The organism is Streptomyces sp. PCS3-D2, from assembly GCF_000612545.2.
Taxonomy (GTDB): domain Bacteria; phylum Actinomycetota; class Actinomycetes; order Streptomycetales; family Streptomycetaceae; genus Streptomyces.
In genome coordinates this window covers 1,516,090-1,531,714 of sequence record NZ_CP097800.1, presented here as the reverse complement: position 1 = coordinate 1,531,714, position 15,625 = coordinate 1,516,090, and the positions used below count along the sequence as shown (strand labels likewise).

Below are 15,625 nucleotides of genomic sequence, written 5' to 3'. Positions count from 1 at the left end.
TGCGCCCTTCCGGCGTTCCCCCTATTTTACCCGCCGGTAATCGGAGGCCTCTCCATCCCTTCCTCACAACGGAGTTGAGCGGATGTTGCGTACCGTGCGAATCCTGGGCGTGCTGGCCGCGGCCGCCCTGCTGACCGCCTTCGCGCCCTCCCCTGAGGTCCCGGCCGTCCCGGCGGGCGGCCTGCGCGAGGTGCTCTTCGTGGGGAACAACTGGGAGGGGACGGCCGATGTCCTCGCCTCCACCGGTGACCTCGCCAAGGTCGGCCGGATCGACGTGATCCCCGACCGGGCGGAGCGGCTCCGCGAGATCTACCTCAACCCCGTGAAGCTCGCCTTCTTCCTCGGCATCCGGGAAAGCGCCGGTGAGGGCCACGACCAGTTCGTCGACGACATGTTCACCACCCCGGACGGTTCCGCGGTCGTCGCGTCCCGCCCCAGCTTCGCCGACGTCGTCTCCATCGACCTGACCTCCGGGCGGATCAACTGGCGCTTTCCGGTGTCCGGTTACCGCTCCGACCACATGGCGGTCTCCCCGGACGGGACCCGCATCGCCGTCTCGGCCTCCACCTCCAACACGGTGCACGTCCTGGACATCGCCACCGGGCGGCAGATCGGTTCCTTCCGTACCGGCGACAAGCCGCACGAGAACACCTTCACCCGCGACGGCCGCCACCTGTGGAACAGCTCCATCGGTGAGGTGAACACGGCCCTCGACGCGCCCTGGCTGGACTGGACGAAGGGCGACCGGAAGATCACCGTGGTCGACGCCCAGACCTTCCGCACCGTCCGGGTGATCGACATGCGGGAGCGGCTGGACGCCTTCGGCCGCCGGGACCTGTCCGACTCCGTACGCCCTGTGTCCTTCAGCCCCGACGAGTCGAAGCTCTACTTCCAGGTCTCCTTCTTCGGCGGCTTCCTGGAGTACGACGTGGCCACCGACCGCATCACCCGCCTCAAGGAGCTCCCCGCCAACCCGGCCACCAGTACCGACCGCACCACCTGGGTCAACGACTCCCGCCACCACGGCATGTCGATGAGTCCCGACGGGGCCAAACTCTGCATCGCGGGAACCATGGACGACTACGCGACCGTCGTGGACCGTGCCACCCTCACCGAAGGGCCGCTCGTGCCCGCCGCGAAGCCCTACTGGGCCACGGTCTCCGGCGACGGGACGGCCTGTGTGATCTCCGAGAGCGGCACCGACCGGGTCACGGCCATCGACTTCGCCACCGGCGCCAAGCGGGTGTCCGTCCCTGTAGGCGACCACCCCCAGCGCATCCGGCTCGGCCACGTGCCGGCCGCCTGGACCGGTCCGGCCGGCCGCTGAGCGGGCCGTCCGGACCGACGGAAGCACGGCTGGAACCGGCCGAACGCGCAGATCAAGCCATTATGGTGTGACTGGTCCACGATGACCGATTAGTCTCGCGATCATGGTGGACATCCGTGAGGTACCCGAGGCCGACATCGACCGTGCCCTGGAGCTCGCCTACCTGGTCTTCCACGACCGGCCCGAGAGGCAGGTCAGGGAGCGGCACCACGCGCTGCTCGCGCGCTGCGACCGGATCGGTGCCTACGACGGGGACGCCCTGGTCGGCTTCATGGCCGCGCACGACTTCCGGCTCTCGGTGCCCGGCGCGGACCTGCCCTGCCCCGGGCTCACCTTCGTCTGCGTCGCGCCCACCCATCGGCGCCGCGGTGTGCTCACCGGCATGATGGCGCGGATGATGCGGCGCGCCCGCCACTCCGGCCGCCCGATCGCCGCGCTGTGGGCCTCGGAGGCCGCGATCTACGGCCGCTTCGGCTACGGCGGCGCCACCACCGGCGCCACCGTGGAGATCGACTCCACCCGGCCGCTGGCCCTGCGCATCGACCCGGACCGGCGCCCGTTGCGGCTCGTCGACCCGGCGGACGCGCTCGACGTCATCGCCCCCTTCCACGAGGCCACCCGCGCCGGCCGGCCCGGCCGCCCCCGCCGCAGCCCCGAACGCTGGCGCGAAGAGTGGCTCACCGAACAGGACGAGGAGGACGAGGAGCTGAGCCCGCCCAGGATCATCGTCCTGGGCGATCCGGGCGAGCCCATCGCCGGCTACGTCGTCTACCGCACCAAGCCGGAGGGCGACGCCCCCGCCACCCGCACCCCGGGCCTGGTCCGGGTCGACGAACTGGAGGCGGACACGCCGGCGGTGGCCGCCGCCCTCTGGGAGTGCCTGTCCTCCCTCGACCTCACGGGCAAGGTCCGCGCATGGGGCCGCCCGGTCGACGACCCGCTGCTGCACTTCGCCGCCGACCGGGACCAGGTACGGGTCACCGCCCAGTTCCCGGCGCTCTGGCTGCGCCTGGTCGACGTACGCGCGGCGCTGACCGCGCGGTCCTGGGCCGCACCGGTCGAACTGGTGCTGGAGGTCCGCGACGCACGGCTGCCCGACAACGCCGGGCGCTTCCGCCTCAAGGCCGGGCCGCACGGGGCGGCGTACGGTCCCACGGACGGCCCCGCCGACCTGGCCCTCGACGTGCGCGAGCTGGCCGCCTGCTACCTGGGCGGGACCCGGGTCGCCGAGCTGGTCGCCGCCGGTCTGGTCCAGGAGCGCACCCCCGGAACGGCCGCGGCCCTGGACGACGCCCTGCGCACGCCCGTACTGCCGCACACGGCGGACGAGTTCTGAGCAGGGAGGCGGCGGCAGACGCGGACCGCCCCCGCCGCGGGACTCACGCGGGCGGGCGCAGCCGCGCGGCGGCCATGCCGAAGCCGGAACCGAGCACCGCGCCGACGAGGCCGCCACCGGGCCGCTCCAGATCCTCCGGCCGGTAACGGCGGATCGTGGCGTGCCAGTTGAGGACCCCCGCGTGCCAGTCGCGGAGTTCTCCCACGTACGCGTCCAGGGCGGCCCGCGCCCCGGCCCCGAGGCGGAAGTCGTCGCAGAGCACCGGCAGCTGGTTCGCCACGATGTGCTCGAACTCCTCGGTGCGACGGGTCATCAGCGCATGGCAGATGTGCAGGGCCTCCGGGTAGCCGATGTCGAAGAAGTTCTGGGTCACCAGGATGTGGTTGTGGACCTCGCCCTCGAACTCCACCTCCTTCTGGTAGGAGTAGATGTCGTTGACCAGGCAGGCCGCGTCCGCGACGGCGTTCTCCAGCGAGCGGACGGTCCCCGAGGCGTAGATCTCCCCGGGGATGCCCCGGCCCTCGTGCCCCAGCCGGCACAGGTACATGGTGAGCCGGCTGCCGAAGGTGCGCCGTCGCATCTCCGCGTAGTCCACCGGGTCCGGGATGCGGTGGTGGACGGCGTTGTCCACCTCCCAGAGCCAGCTCTCCAGCATGTCCACCACCGTCGCGCGGAACTCGGCGCGCTGCTCCACCGACATGCCGGCGCCGGTGCGCACCCACAGGTCGGCGAGGCCCCGTTCCAGCGCGGTCGACGGCGACGGCTGCTCGGCGTGGTCGACGGGCATCATGGCGATCAGCCCGGCCGTGGCCGCCTTGGCCGCCGCCGGGTTCCTGGTCTGCGCGAACACCACCGGGTAGTAGTCGTCCGCGTACGTGCCCCAGGTCAGCCAGCAGGCGTTGAGGGCGAGTTCGCCGGGAGTGGCGTCCGGGTCGATCCCGGCCGAGCAGACCGCGAAGTCGTAGCCGCGCAGCTTCTCCTCGGTCCAGACCGCCGAACCGGGGTCGCCCGGCTGCGGATCCAACAGGCCCGTCCGACGGGCCCAGGCCACCGACTCCTCTCGGGCGTGCGCCAGATGAGGGCTCAGCGTGAGCCGGTGGGGCATGTAGATCTCCGGGATGACGGAGGGCCCGGTCCGCTGGAAGGGGACGTGGGTGAAGGAGCGGCGGCGCAGTTCCATCGAGCGCCGGTTGAAGACCGACCGCAGGTCGAGGGCGCTGGTGCCGAGTCCGGACGGCATGAAGGGAAGCGAGGCCGGGGCGGTCGCCCTGGCCTCCTTGTTCATGTAGCGGCTGGAGACCATGTGCCACTCGTGTCCGCCGGACTGCCAGTCCTGGAGGCCCTTGGTGTAGGCGAGGACGGCCGCGATCTCGTCCGGTTCGAGTGATAAGTCGATGAAGAGCTGGGGCAGTTCGTGCAGGGCGGTCTGTTCGAACTGCTGGAGGCGGGAGGTGAGAAGGTCGTTGGAGGCCTCCGCGGCCTCCTGCGTGGTGCAGCCGAGGAACGTCTCCAGGACGAGGACGGCGTTGGAGAGTTCGCCCTCGTCGGTGACCTCCCGCTCGTAGCTGAAGAGGTCGTTCCTGATGTGGACCGCGTCGGAGAAGGCGTCCCGCAGCACGCCCAGCGGGCGCGAGTGCGCGACGCGCGCCGGGACCTCGGCGGCGACGTACTCGACCAGCCCGGCCGACCAGGGGGCGCCGCCCACCTTGCGGCGCATCTCGATGTACTCCAGGGGGTTGGCCACCCGCCCGATGTCGATGTTGGCGAGCTCCCACATCGATTCGTCGAGGAGGTTCTTGGTGGACGTGGAGAACCGTTCCCGCCAGTCCGCCGACATCGAGGGAACGGTTCGCCGCCACAGGTCGGCGAGGCCGGCCTCCACGGGATTGGTGGGTTCGGGAAAGCCGTCGGCCAGGTTCATCGGCATGAAGGCGGCCAGCCGGTCGAGGTACGCCTTGGCGCCGACGCGGTCCTGCGAGCGCTTGAAGGTCTCCAGGAAGTGGTCGTCGAAGAAGAACACCCACACGTACCAGTCGGTGACCAGCGACAGCGCCTCGGCGTCGCAGTCGGGGTGGGTGTACGAGCAGAGCAGGGCGTAGTCGTGCGAGTCGAGGTCGCTCTCCTCCCAGACGCCGGACCCCTCCAGCATCGCGAGGCCGCGCGCCCACTGCTTGGCGTGGACCCTCGCCTCCTCCAGGTGGGGGTTGAGTCGCGCCGGATACGGCACGTAGAAATCCGGCAGTCGGAACGGCTGCGTCACGGCGTGGTAGGCCCTTCGTCCAAAGGAGCGGGGGCCGTTGGACCGGCCCCCGCAAGAGATCAGCAGGGCCCTACCCGCGGTGTCCACGGGCCAAGGCGGAGTTCACCGCATCAGGTGACGGAGGCGTCATGCGGCCCGGCGAGCCCCTGGACGCGGTACCGGGCGGCGATCACCGCGGTGCTGCGCGCCCGCCCCCGGACACGGCGAAGGCCGTCCCCTCCGCCCACCGAAGCGGGCCGGGAGACGGCCTTCGCCGTGTCCGGGGGCGGCCGGCGGACTACTCCGCCTCACCCTCCAGATTGCCCTCGGTGTCCAGGTACACCTGGCGCAGGGACTCCAGGATCTGCGGGTCCGGCTTCTCCCACATGCCGCGGGACTCCGCTTCCAGGAGGCGCTCCGCGATGCCGTGCAGGGCCCACGGGTTGGCCTCCTCCAGGAAGGCGCGGTTGACCGGGTCCAGGACGTACGTCTCGGTGAGCTTGTCGTACATCCAGTCCGCGACCACGCCCGTGGTGGCGTCGTAGCCGAACAGGTAGTCCACCGTGGCCGCCAGCTCGAAGGCGCCCTTGTAGCCGTGGCGCCGCATCGCCTCGATCCACTTCGGGTTCACCACGCGGGCCCGGAAGACGCGCGAGGTCTCCTCGACCAGGGTGCGGGTCCTGACCGTCTCCGGGCGGGTGGAGTCGCCGATGTACGCCTCCGGAGCCGTGCCCCGCAGGGCACGGACCGTGGCCACCATGCCGCCGTGGTACTGGAAGTAGTCGTCGGAGTCCGCGATGTCGTGCTCGCGGGTGTCCGTGTTCTTCGCCGCGACCGTGATCCGCTTGTAGGCCGTCTCCATCTCGTCCCGGGCGGGGCGCCCTTCCAGGCCGCGGCCGTAGGCGTAGCCGCCCCACACCGTGTACACCTCGGCCAGGTCGGCGTCCGTACGCCAGTCGCGGGAGTCGATCAGCTGGAGGATGCCCGCCCCGTACGTGCCCGGGCGCGAACCGAAGATGCGGGTCGTCGCGCGGCGCTCGTCACCGTGCAGGGCCAGGTCAGCCCGGGCATGCGCGCGCACGTAGTTCTCGGAATCCGGCTCCTCCAGCGAGGCCGCGAGCCGCACCGCGTCGTCCAGCAGGCCGATCACGTGCGGGAACGCGTCACGGAAGAAGCCCGAGATGCGCAGTGTCACATCGATGCGGGGCCGGCCCAGCTCCGCGAGCGGGATCGCCTCCAGCCCCGTCACACGGCGCGAGGCCTCGTCCCAGACCGGGCGGATGCCGAGCAGCGCGAGGACCTCGGCGACGTCGTCGCCGGCCGTGCGCATCGCGCTCGTGCCCCACAGGGACAGGCCGACCGAGGCGGGCCACTCGCCGTTGTCGGCGCGGTACCGCGTGAGCAGGGAGTCGGCCAGGGCCTGGCCCGTCTCCCAGGCGAGCCGCGACGGGACGGCCTTGGGGTCGACCGAGTAGAAGTTGCGGCCCGTCGGCAGGACGTTGACCAGGCCGCGCAGCGGGGAGCCCGAGGGGCCGGCCGGGACGAAACCGCCGTCCAGGGCCGCGACCACGTGGGCGATCTCGTCCGTCGTACCGGCCAGGCGGGGGACCACCTCGCGGGCCGCGAAGGACAGCACCTCCGCGACGTCCGCCGGGTGGTCCGCCGCGACCGAGGCCACGGCGCCCGGGGCCCAGCCGGCGTCCTCCATCGCCTGGACCAGGGCGCGGGCCTGCGCCTCGACGTCGTCCGCGGACGTACGGGTGGCCTTCGACTCGTCCAGGCCCAGCGCCTCGCGCAGGCCCGGGAGGGCCGTGGTGCCGCCCCAGATCTGCCGGGCCCGCAGGATGGCGAGGACCAGGTTGACCCGGGCCTCGCCCGTCGGGGCACCGCCCAGGACGTGCAGGCCGTCGCGGATCTGGGCGTCCTTGACCTCGCACAGCCAGCCGTCGACGTGCAGCAGGAAGTCGTCGAAGCCGTCGTCGTCCGGGCGCTCCTCCAGACCCAGGTCGTGGTCGAGCTTCGCCGCCTGGATCAGCGTCCAGATCTGCGCACGGATGGCGGGCAGCTTCGCCGGGTCCATCGCGGAGATCTGGGCGTACTCGTCCAGGTGCTGCTCCAGGCGTGCGATGTCGCCGTACGACTCCGCGCGCGCCATCGGCGGCACCAGGTGGTCGACCAGGGTGGCGTGCACGCGGCGCTTGGCCTGGGTGCCCTCGCCCGGGTCGTTGACCAGGAACGGGTAGATCAGCGGGAGGTCGCCGAGCGCGGCGTCCGGCGCGCAGGCCGCGGACAGGCCGGCGTTCTTGCCCGGCAGCCACTCCAGGTTGCCGTGTTTGCCCAGGTGGATCATCGCGTCGGCGCCGAAGCCGCCGTCCTCGGCGCGCGCCTGGATCCAGCGGTACGCGGCGAGGTAGTGGTGCGAGGGCGGCAGGTCGGGGTCGTGGTAGATCGCGATCGGGTTCTCGCCGAACCCGCGCGGCGGCTGGATGAGGACGAGGAGGTTCCCGCGCCGCAGGGCGGCCAGGACGATGTCGCCCTCGGGGTTCGCCGAGCGGTCCACGAACATGCTGCCCGGGGCCTCGCCCCAGTGCTCCTCGACGCTCTCGCGGAGCTCCTCCGGGAGCTCGGCGAACCAGCGCTTGTAGTCGGCGGCCGGGATGCGGACCGGGTTGCGGGCCAGCTGCTCCTCGGTGAGCCAGTCCTGGTCGTGGCCGCCGGCCTCGATGAGCGCGCGGATCAGCTCGTCGCCGTCGCCCGAGACCAGCCCGGGGATCTCGTCGACCGGGCCGAAGTCGTAGCCCTCGGCGACGAGGGTGCGCAGCAGCTCCACCGCGCTGGCGGGGGTGTCCAGGCCGACCGCGTTGCCGATGCGGGAGTGCTTGGTCGGGTAGGCGGAGAGGACGAGGGCGACCTTCTTGTCGCGGCGCTCGATGTGGCGCAGCCGCGCGTGGCGCACGGCGATGCCGGCGACCCGGGCGGCGCGCTCGGGGTCGGCCACGTAGGCGGGCAGGCCGTCCTCGTCGAGCTCCTTGAAGGAGAACGGGACGGTGATCAGACGGCCGTCGAACTCGGGCACGGCGACCTGCGTCGCGGCGTCCAGCGGGGAGAGACCCTCGTCGTTGTCCTCCCAGGCGGCACGGGAGCCGGTCAGGCACAGGGCTTGGAGGATCGGCACGCCGAGACCGGCGAGCGCGCCCGCGTCCCACGACTCGTCGTCGCCGCCCGCCGAGGCGGTGGCGGGCTTGGTGCCGCCCGCCGCGAGGACGGTCGTGACGACCGCGTCCGCGGAACCCAGGGCCGCGACGAGCTCCGGCTCGGGGCTGCGCAGGGAGGAGACGTAGAGGGGGACCGGCCGGGCGCCGTGCGCCTCGATGGCCTCGCACAGCGCGTGCACGAAACCGGTGTTGCCGCTCATCTGGTGGGCGCGGTAGTAGAGCACGGCGATCTCGGGGCCGTCCGTCCGCCGCGCGGTGCGCTCCAGAGGGCCCCAGGTGGGGGCGGCGGCGGGCGGCTCGAAGCCGTGCCCGGTGAGCAGGACGGTGTCGGAGAGGAACCGGGCCAGCTGTTCGAGGTTGGCCGGGCCGCCGTGCGCGAGGTAGGCGTGTGCCTCGGCCGCAATGCCGATCGGAACCGTGGAGGCCTCCATCAGCTGCGCGTCCGGAGCCTGTTCGCCGGTCAGGACCACGACCGGGCGGGTCTGCCCCGGGGCCAGCAGCAGGTCCAGTCCGTCCTGCCAGGCCCGGAGGCCGCCGAGGAGGCGTACGACGACCAGGTCGGCCCCGTCGAGGAGGCCGGGGAGGTCGTCGAGGGGGAGGCGGGAGGGGTTGGCGAACCGGAACGGGACGGGGGCGTCCGCCGTGTTCGCCGCGCGAGCGCTGAGCAGATCGGTGTCGGACGTCGACAGCAGCAGGATCATGCGGCGGCAGGCCTTCCTCGGGGTTTCCGCGCCCCGGGCAGTGAGGACAGCGGGAGTTCCTGACTCACCCGGCCCAGTGGCGCTGCCGGGTTCACAGTGGCGGGACCGCGCCGGATTCGCACCGGGCTTCCTCCCATGTCGCCGTCCTCGGCGACGGCGGACCGTATGGGCCGCCGGAAGGTCATCCTAGGTGGCGTTTGCGGTGGTCGGGAGTGGGGGTGGCCGGTGGCACCGCCGGCCGCGGCGGGGGTGGTCGTGTCGGGTGCGGTGGGCTCCGCCGGGTGGGGCGGCCGCGGCGTACCGGTGCGGCGCCGCTGCGGGGGCTCTGCCCCCGGGCCCCCGCGCCTCAAACGCCGGCGCGCCGGAGGGGAGAAGCGCGGGGATTCCGGCTTTCCCGGTCCGCGCGCCTCGCGCGCCGGCGGGGGCCGGACGGGCGCGCCGGGTGACGGAGGGTGGCGGCGGACACAGTTCCGGTGAGGGGAAACGTGGGTATGCTCGCCGCCATGCCCCAGCCCCCCTCCGCCGTGTCGCGGGACGAACCGGTCATACGGGACCGCGGTGACGCCTGTCCCGGCGCGCTCCGGCTCCACGCGGCGGACGACGGACACCTCGCGCGCGTCCGGATCCCCGGCGGGGAGCTGACCGCGCAGCAGGCCGTGCTCCTCGCCTCGGCCGCCGACCGCTTCGGCGACGGGCACCTGGAACTCACCTCCCGCGGCAACGTGCAACTGCGCGGCCTCGCCGACGGCTGCGGCGCCGGACTCGCCCGGCTGCTGGACGGCGCGGGGCTGCTGCCCGCACCCGGCCACGAACGGGTGCGCAACATCGTGGCCACCCCGACTTCGCAGGACGTACTGCCCCGGGTGCGCGAGCTGGACCGGCTGCTGTGCGCGAACACCCGGGTGACCGCGCTGTCCGGCCGCTTCCTGTTCGCCCTCGACGACGGGCGCGGGGACGTGGCCGCTCTCGACCCCGACGTCACCGTGCTCGGGCGGCCCGGCGACCGGGCGCTGGTACGCCTCGGAGCAGCGGCCGGAGCCGTGTCCGTCGCCGAGCAGGACGCGCCGCGCGCCGCGCTGCTCGCCGCCGAGTACTTCCTCGACGCCGTGGACGCGGCCGGCACCCGGGCCTGGCGCGTGGCCGAACTGCCCGCCGGACACGCCCTGGACGAAGGGGAGTTCACGGCCCGGCTGGCTGCCGCGGGCATCGACGCGGCCCGCGTCCCCGAGGTGGACTGGCCGTACGCCGCCCCGCCCCGGCCGTGGGGCCGGGGGCCCGGCCCGCGCGGCGACCTGTGCGTCCTGCCCCCGCTGGGCCGGATGAGCACCGGCCAGTGGCGGGTCCTGGCCGAGGTCGCCGGCCACGGCGACGGGCTGCGGGTCACCCCCTGGCGCACCGTCGTGCTCCCGGGCGCCCCCCTTCGCGGCCCGGTCGACGGCCCCGCACTGCTGGAAGAAGCCGGCCTGGTCGTGTCCGCGGGAAGTCCCTGGCAGTCCGTCACCGCCTGTACCGGACGCCCCGGTTGCGCCAAGGCCCGCGCGGACGTACGCGCCGACGCGCACGCCCTCGTGGAGCGGGCGCGGGGGCCGCTGCCCGTGCACTGGTCCGGCTGCGAACGCCGGTGCGGCCACCCGCGCGGAACGCAGTGGGTGGACGCGCTCGCCACCTCCGACGGGTACCGGCTCTCCGTGGACGGGCACACCCTGCCGCACCGGCCGGACCTGGCGGTCGCCCTGATGGCCGCACGCGAGACCACCTCATCACCCCAGAGTCCGAAGACGCAGTGAAGAAATGAGCGAGTACACCGTGTTTGAGTACGAGAAGGACGGCGCCGCGATCTACCGCCAGTCCTTTGCCACGATCCGCGCCGAGGCGGATCTCTCCGGGCTGCCCGCCTCGGTCGCCCAGGTCGCGGTGCGCATGATTCACGCCTGCGGGATGACCGACCTCCCGCAGGACTTGGGGTACACCCCCGAGGTGGTGCTGCGCGCCCGCGCCGCGCTGGAGGCGGGTGCGCCGATCCTGTGCGACGTCCAGATGGTCGCCAGTGGCGTCACCCGCAAGCGGCTGCCCGCCGACAACGACGTCATCTGCACCCTCTCCGACCCGGCGGTCCCGGAGCTCGCCGCGAGGATGGGCACCACGCGTAGCGCCGCCGCCCTCGAAGTGTGGCGCGACCGCGGCCTGTTGGAGGGTTCCGTGGTCGCCGTGGGGAACGCGCCGACCGCGCTGTTCCGGCTGCTGGAGATGATCGAGGAGGGCGCCCCGCGCCCGGCCGCCGTCATCGGGGTGCCCGTCGGGTTCATCGGCGCCGCCGAGTCCAAGGACGCCCTCGCCGCGCACCCGGCCGGTCTCGACCACCTCGTCGTGCGCGGTCGCCGCGGCGGCAGCGCCATCGCCGCGGCCGCCCTCAACGCCATCGCGAGCGTGGCCGAATGAGCGACGCACAGCCGACGGGCCGCCTCTACGGGGTCGGGCTCGGCCCCGGCGACCCGAACCTGATGACCCTGCGGGCCGTCGAGGTGATCGGGGAGGCGGACGTCGTCGCCTACCACAGCGCCCGCCACGGCCGGTCCATCGCACGCGCGATCGCCGCCAAGCACCTGCGCGAGAACCACATCGAGGAGCCGCTGGTCTATCCGGTCACCACCGAGACCACCGACCACCCCGGCGGCTACCAGGGCGCGATGGAGGAGTTCTACGAGGCCGCCGCCGCCCGGCTGGCCGCCCACCTGGACGCCGGCCGTACCGTGGCCGTGCTCGCGGAGGGCGACCCGCTCTTCTACAGCTCGTACATGCACATGCACAAGCGGCTCGCCGACCGGTACGCCACCGAGGTCGTCCCCGGTGTCACCTCCGTCAGCGCCGCCGCCGCCCGGCTCGGCACCCCGCTCGTGGAGGGTGAGGAGGTCCTGACCATCCTCCCCGGCACGCTGCCGGAGGAGGAGCTGACCGCCCGCCTCGCCGCCACCGACTCGGCGGTCGTGATGAAGCTCGGCCGGACCTTCCCCGCCGTACGCGGCGCGATGGAGGCCAGCGGCCGGCTCGCCGAGGCACGCTACGTCGAACGCGCCACGATGGAGGGTGAGCGCACCGGCGTCCTCGCCGACACCGACCCCGACAGCGTGCCGTACTTCGCCGTCGCCGTGGTGCCCAGCCGCATCGGCAACCCCGGCAGCGTGCCGTCCGGCCCCGGCGAGGTCGTCGTCGTCGGCACCGGCCCGGCCGGCCCGCTGTGGCTGACCCCGCAGACCCGGCGGGCCCTCGCGGACGCCGAGGTACTGGTCGGGTACACCACGTACCTGGACCGGGTGCCCGTCAAGCCGGGTCAGGCACGGCACGGCTCGGACAACAAGGTGGAGTCGGAGCGGGCCGAGTTCGCCCTCGACCTCGCCCGGCGCGGCAGGCGGGTGGCCGTGGTCTCCGGCGGTGATCCGGGCGTCTTCGCCATGGCCACGGCGGTCCTGGAGGTCGCCGGGCAGCCCGCGTACAAGGACGTGCCCGTACGGGTCCTGCCGGGCGTGACCGCGGCCAACGCGGCGGCCGCCGCGGCCGGCGCCCCGCTCGGCCACGACTACGCGACGATTTCGCTGTCGGACCGGCTCAAGCCCTGGGAGGTCATCGCGGAGCGGCTGCGCGCCGCCGCCGCGGCCGACCTGGTCCTCGCCCTCTACAACCCCGGCTCGCGGAGCCGGACCTGGCAGGTGGCCCAGGCCCGCGAGCTGCTGCTGGAACTGCGCTCGCCGTTGACCCCGGTGGTCGTGGCCCGTGACGTGGGCGGCCCCGAGCAGGCGGTGCGGGTCGTCACGCTCGCCGAACTGGAGCCGTCCGAGGTCGACATGCGCACGATCCTGCTGATCGGCTCCTCGCAGACGCAGATCACCGAGCGGCCCGACGGGTCGCGGATCACGTGGACGCCGCGCCGCTACCCGTGACGCGCCGCTACCCGTGACGCGCCAGTCCGGCCGTCGCCGGCCCGGGGTGCCTGCCGCACCCCGGGCCCGCCGTCCTCACGCCCGGCGCCGTAGCCAGCCGAGGGCCGCGGCGGCGGAGTCCGCCTCCGCGACGCCGTCGGGGACCGGCGGACGGCGGACGACGAGGACCGGGATGCCCGCCTCGCGGGCGGCCGTCAGCTTCGGCGCGGTGGCCGAGCCGCCGCTGTCCTTCGTCACCAGGACGTCGATGCGGTGCCGGGCCAGCAGTTCCCGCTCGTCGTCCAGCGTGAACGGGCCACGCGCCAGCAGGACTTCCAGGCGCGGCGGGACCGGCCCGGCCGGTGGGTCCACCGAACGCACCAGGAACCACAGGCCGCCGAGGCCCGCGAAGGTGTGCAGGCCCATCCGGCCGGTGGTCAGGAACACCCGGCCGCCCAGGCCCGGCAGTAGGCCGGCGGCTTCGGCCAGGGAGTCGGCGAACGTCCACGTGTCGCCGGGGCCGGGCTGCCAGCTGGGGCGGCGCAGCGCGAGCAGCGGGACGCCCGAGAGGGCTGCCGCCGCGGCCGCGTTGAAGCTCATGCGCTCCGCGAAGGGATGGGTGGCGTCGACCAGATGGGTGACCCCGTGCGCGCCGATCCAGGCCGCCAGACCTCCGGGCCCGCCGAAGCCGCCGATCCGGGTCCCGCCCGGCGGGAGCACCGGCGAGGCGACCCGCCCGGCCAGCGAGGTCGTCACCCGGTAGGAGGGCTCCCGCGCCAGCGCCTCCGCGAGGTGGCGGGCCTCCGTGGTGCCGCCCAGGATCAGGACGTGCGCCGGGGCGGTGTCAGCAGACATGCCGGTCGCGCTCGGGGGAGTACAGGTGGCTGTCGCGGAACTGCTCCGCGCCGAGCGTACGGCCCACCACGATGACGGCGGTGCGGACCAGACCCGCCTCCTTCACCTGACCCGCGATGTCGGCCAGGGTGCCGCGCAGGACCAGCTCGTCGGGGCGGCTCGCCATCGCCACCACCGCGACCGGGCACTCCGCCCCGTAGTGCGGCAGCAACTCGTCGACCACCCGGTCCACGTAGCGGGTGGCCAGATGCAGCACGAGCAGCGCCCTGCTGCGGCCCAGGGTGGCCAGGTCCTCGCCGGGCGGCATGGGGGTCGCCTGCTGGGCGATCCGGGTGAGGATCACGGTCTGCCCGACGGTGGGGACCGTCAGCTCCCGCTTGAGGGCGGCGGCCGCGGCGGCGAAGGCCGGCACGCCCGGGACGACCTCGTAGGGGATACCGGCCGCGTCCAGCCGGCGCATCTGCTCGGCGACCGCGCTGAAGAGGGACGGGTCGCCGGAGTGCAGCCGCGCCACGTCCTGGCCCGCCCCGTGGGCCCGTACGCACTCGGCGACGATCTCGTCCAGGTTCAGCTGCGAGGTGTCGACGAGGCGGGCGTCCGCCGGGCACTCGGCGAGCAGCTCGCGCGGCACGAGGCTGCCCGCGTACAGGCAGACCGGGGCGGCGGCGAGGGTCCGGGCACCGCGCACCGTGATCAGGTCGGCGGCGCCGGGGCCCGCACCGATGAAGTACACGGTCATGTCTGATCCTTCTCCTTCGTTACCGTCTGGGTTGCCGTCGCCGGCTTGGTCACCGACCACTGGGTGACCGCCATCGCCTGCCGCCAGCCCGTGAAAGCGCCCACCGGCACGGCGTGCGCGACGGCCAGTTTCACCAGGTCGCCCCCGTGGCGCCGGTAGCGCTCGGCGAGGACCGCCTCGGACTCCAGGGTGACCGTGTTCACCACCAGCCGGCCGCCGGGAGCCAGCGCGGCCCACACCGCGTCGAGCAGGCCCGGCGCGGTCAGCCCGCCGCCGATGAACACCGCGTCGGGGGCCGGCAGCCCGGTCAGCGCCTCGGGAGCGGCGCCGACGACCACGCGCAGGCCGGGGACGCCGAGCGCCGCCGCGTTGCGGGTGATCCGCGCGGCCCGCTCCGGGACGCGCTCCACCGCCACCGCACGGCACGACGGGTGTGTGCGCATCCACTCGATGCCGATGGAGCCGGAGCCGCCGCCGATGTCCCACAGCAGTTCGCCGGGGGCCGGGGCGAGCGCGCACAGGGTGGCGGCGCGCACGTGGCGCTTGGTGAGCTGTCCGTCGTGCTCGTACGCGGTGTCGGGTAGGCCGGGGGTGGAGCCGAGGCGCGGCCCGCCGTGGGCCGGATCGCGGAGGCATTCGACGGCGACCACGTTCAGCGGGTCGCCCGGCGCGTGGTCCCAGCCCTCGGCGGTGCCCCCGTACACGTGCTCGCGTTCCGAGCCGAGTTGTTCCAGGACGCGCATCCGGCTCGGGCCGAAGCCCCGCCCGCGCAGCAGGGCGGCGATCTCGCCCGGGGACGCGGCACCGGCGCTGAGCACGAGCACCCGGCGGCCGTCGTACAGCGCGGCCGCGAGCCGGTCCACCGGACGGCCCACCACGGTGACGACCTCGGTGTCCTCCAGCGGCCATCCCAGGCGGGCGCAGGCGTAGGAGACGGACGAGGGGTGCGGGTGGACCAGCAGGCGGTCCGGGCCGAGCTCCTCGGAGAGGGCGCGGCCGATTCCGTAGAACATGGGATCGCCGCTGGCCAGCACCGCGATCCGGCGCCCGGCGTGCTCGGCCATGAGCTGCGGTACGGCCGGCCGGAGCGGGCTCGGCCACGCCACCCGCTGCCCGGCGCACTCGGCGGCGGGCAGCAGGTCCAGCTGGCGCGGCCCGCCGATCAGTACCTCGGCGCGGGCCAGCGACGACCGCGCGGCGGCGGTCAGCCCGGCCCACCCGTCGGCGCCGAGGCCGACGACCGTCACGGGTATGGGGGGCGGTGCGGTGCTCACGGCGCTGTACCTCGGGGGCGGGAAG

General features: G+C 73.9%; 10 protein-coding genes and 1 riboswitch. Of the genes, 5 read left to right on the top strand and 5 right to left on the bottom strand.

Annotated elements, in window-relative coordinates:
• The first annotated feature begins 82 nt into the window (after positions 1–82).
• Both AW27_RS06330 and AW27_RS06325 read left to right on the top strand, forming a co-directional pair.
• Positions 83–1,327 carry a YncE family protein gene (locus tag AW27_RS06330; protein ID WP_037915497.1) on the top strand — a complete coding sequence of 415 codons (1,245 nt, stop codon included), beginning with the start codon at positions 83–85 and terminating at the stop codon, positions 1,325–1,327.
• A gap of 103 nt (positions 1,328–1,430) precedes the next feature.
• A complete protein-coding gene (locus tag AW27_RS06325) occupies positions 1,431–2,663 on the top strand; it encodes a GNAT family N-acetyltransferase (protein ID WP_037915500.1) in 1,233 nt (410 codons plus the stop codon).
• 43 nt (positions 2,664–2,706) lie between these two features.
• On the opposite strand, the gene AW27_RS06320 is transcribed toward AW27_RS06325, so the two are convergent.
• Complete coding sequence (locus tag AW27_RS06320) at positions 2,707–4,923, bottom strand: terpene synthase family protein (RefSeq protein WP_037915502.1); 2,217 nt, start codon at positions 4,921–4,923, stop codon at positions 2,707–2,709.
• 277 nt (positions 4,924–5,200) lie between these two features.
• On the bottom strand, positions 5,201–8,818 hold the full coding sequence (gene cobN / locus AW27_RS06315) for a cobaltochelatase subunit CobN (RefSeq protein ID WP_037915504.1): 3,618 nt from the start codon (positions 8,816–8,818) through the stop codon (positions 5,201–5,203).
• 40 nt (positions 8,819–8,858) lie between these two features.
• A riboswitch (cobalamin riboswitch) is annotated at positions 8,859–8,986 on the bottom strand.
• Positions 8,987–9,321: 335 nt separating this feature from the next.
• Between cobN and AW27_RS06310 the strand changes: the two genes are divergently transcribed.
• The 3 genes from AW27_RS06310 to AW27_RS06300 are packed head-to-tail and all read left to right on the top strand — an operon-like array spanning position 9,322 to position 12,753.
• A complete protein-coding gene (locus AW27_RS06310; RefSeq protein WP_052030199.1) occupies positions 9,322–10,605 on the top strand; it encodes a cobalamin biosynthesis protein CobG in 1,284 nt (427 codons plus the stop codon).
• A gap of 4 nt (positions 10,606–10,609) precedes the next feature.
• On the top strand, positions 10,610–11,257 hold the full coding sequence (locus AW27_RS06305) for a precorrin-8X methylmutase (protein ID WP_037915509.1): 648 nt from the start codon (positions 10,610–10,612) through the stop codon (positions 11,255–11,257).
• Complete coding sequence (locus AW27_RS06300) at positions 11,254–12,753, top strand: precorrin-2 C(20)-methyltransferase (RefSeq protein ID WP_037915511.1); 1,500 nt, start codon at positions 11,254–11,256, stop codon at positions 12,751–12,753. Before AW27_RS06305 ends, AW27_RS06300 begins: the two co-directional genes overlap by 4 nt.
• Before the next feature lie 75 nt (positions 12,754–12,828).
• On the opposite strand, the gene AW27_RS06295 is transcribed toward AW27_RS06300, so the two are convergent.
• Genes AW27_RS06295 through cbiE form a run of 3 tightly spaced genes read right to left on the bottom strand, consistent with a single transcriptional unit; the run spans position 12,829 to position 15,600 of the window.
• Entirely contained in the window at positions 12,829–13,587 is a 759-nt protein-coding gene (locus tag AW27_RS06295; RefSeq protein WP_037915513.1) for a cobalt-precorrin-6A reductase, read from the bottom strand.
• Positions 13,577–14,326, bottom strand: a complete 750-nt coding sequence (gene cobM / locus AW27_RS06290) for a precorrin-4 C(11)-methyltransferase (RefSeq protein ID WP_037915514.1) — start codon at positions 14,324–14,326, stop codon at positions 13,577–13,579. The genes AW27_RS06295 and cobM overlap by 11 nt, the downstream gene beginning before the upstream one ends.
• Entirely contained in the window at positions 14,323–15,600 is a 1,278-nt protein-coding gene (cbiE, locus tag AW27_RS06285) for a precorrin-6y C5,15-methyltransferase (decarboxylating) subunit CbiE (RefSeq protein ID WP_078555758.1), read from the bottom strand. Before cbiE ends, cobM begins: the two co-directional genes overlap by 4 nt.
• Between the last annotated feature and the right edge of the window lie 25 nt (positions 15,601–15,625).